Here is a 1,375-nt window from a genome sequence, read left to right as displayed (position 1 = left end):
CACCGAGCTGGCCGACCTGGCCGCCGAGCACGAGGGCAAACGAATCACCTTCGCCGACACCCAGGCTCGGCCCGTCCCGGTGATCACCTCACCGGAGTGGTCCGGCAGCGAGACCGGCGGGCGGCGGGACTCACCCCTCCCCCTCAACACCCAACCATTTAAGCCCTCGGCACACCCCCACCCGCCCCCGAAATCACCCTGAACTACCTGACATCCGCGATCAGTCACCCAACGACCCGTGTAAGTGGTGTGTGCCAGCAAGAATCGAGTACATGACTGGGCTCATGCTGACCAACAAGCGACGCATGGAACTGGCGGCACTGCTGGAGGACGAGCAGCGGCTCCGGCGGGAGTATCCGAAGGTCGCGGAGTACCTCGACACGGCGCCGATGTTGCCGGGGACCGGCGACGCCGCGGCTGACGCCGCGTTCGATCTGCGGTTGGTGCACTTCATGACTGGCGGTGCGTCGGATTCGGGGAATCCGTATTGGGACATTGTTGCGCCGTCGGTTGGCGAGGATGGTGGGCGTCGGGTTGTCAACGGCGGCAGGCAGAACGGGAGTGCGCGGCTGGCGTTCGCTCAGACGATTCTGCAAGCGGCGTACGCGTATGCGGTGCCGTCGCCGGAGTCGATCGAGTGGCTGACGGAGTTCAGCGGCGGGCGACGGGTGCTCGAGCTGGGTGCGGGGCGCGGGTACTCGGCCGGCCAGCTTGCCGCGCGGGGTGTGGATGTGGCCGCGTTCGATGTGGAGCCGCCGAACAGCACTGCGAATGTGTCGTTCCCGGGTGCTGCGGGTCAACTGGACGTGTGGCATCCGGTCGGCGGGTTGGCCGAGTTCGACGCAGAGCTGAACGGGGACTGCGTGTTGTTCCTGTGCTGGCCGCCGGGGTGGGGAGATCCGATGGCGTCTCGGGCCTTGGCTGCGTTCGAGGCGCGGGGAGGTCGGCGGTTGGTCTACATCGGCGAGCCGAAGGGCGGCAAGACCGCCGACGATGCCTTCTTCGATCGGCTGTCCGAACGCTGGTCGCTGGAATCATCTGATACCCACCATGTCTCGTGGTGGAATCTTGCCGATGTAGCACAAGGCTACGTTCAGGCCTGAGCATCGAGCGCATTCTCCGGGCGAGATTGCGCCATCGTTGCAAGCTGCCGCCGTGCAACGAGAAAGGCCCCGACCAGATTCGCACTGGTCGGGGCCTTTTCATGCTGTGCCCTCGGCAGGATTCGAACCTGCGGCCTTCTGCTCCGGAGGCAGACGCTCTATCCCCTGAGCTACGAGGGCGGGATAGCTTTCGATCGGTGGCGGGGAGCCGTCGATCGGGCGGGGAAAGCGTATCGCATCGGGTGCTGTTGGCCAAAAAGGGTGTTCGGGGG

At 65.8% G+C, this 1,375-nt stretch carries 1 protein-coding gene and 1 tRNA gene; one reads left to right on the top strand and one right to left on the bottom strand.

Annotated features, from left to right (window positions below; all coding sequences use genetic code 11):
• Nucleotides 1-272 precede the first annotated feature (272 nt).
• On the top strand, nt 273-1,103 hold the full coding sequence (locus DBO33_RS42480) for a hypothetical protein (RefSeq protein WP_107661311.1): 831 nt from the start codon (nt 273-275) through the stop codon (nt 1,101-1,103).
• 107 nt (nt 1,104-1,210) lie between these two features.
• Here DBO33_RS42480 and DBO33_RS42475 read toward each other — a convergent pair.
• Nucleotides 1,211-1,283, bottom strand: a tRNA-Arg gene (locus tag DBO33_RS42475).
• Nucleotides 1,284-1,375 lie beyond the last annotated feature (92 nt).

The organism is Nocardia suismassiliense, from assembly GCF_900269665.1.
GTDB classification, from domain to species: domain Bacteria; phylum Actinomycetota; class Actinomycetes; order Mycobacteriales; family Mycobacteriaceae; genus Nocardia; species Nocardia suismassiliense.
This window is presented reverse-complemented; position numbering and strand designations above follow the sequence as displayed.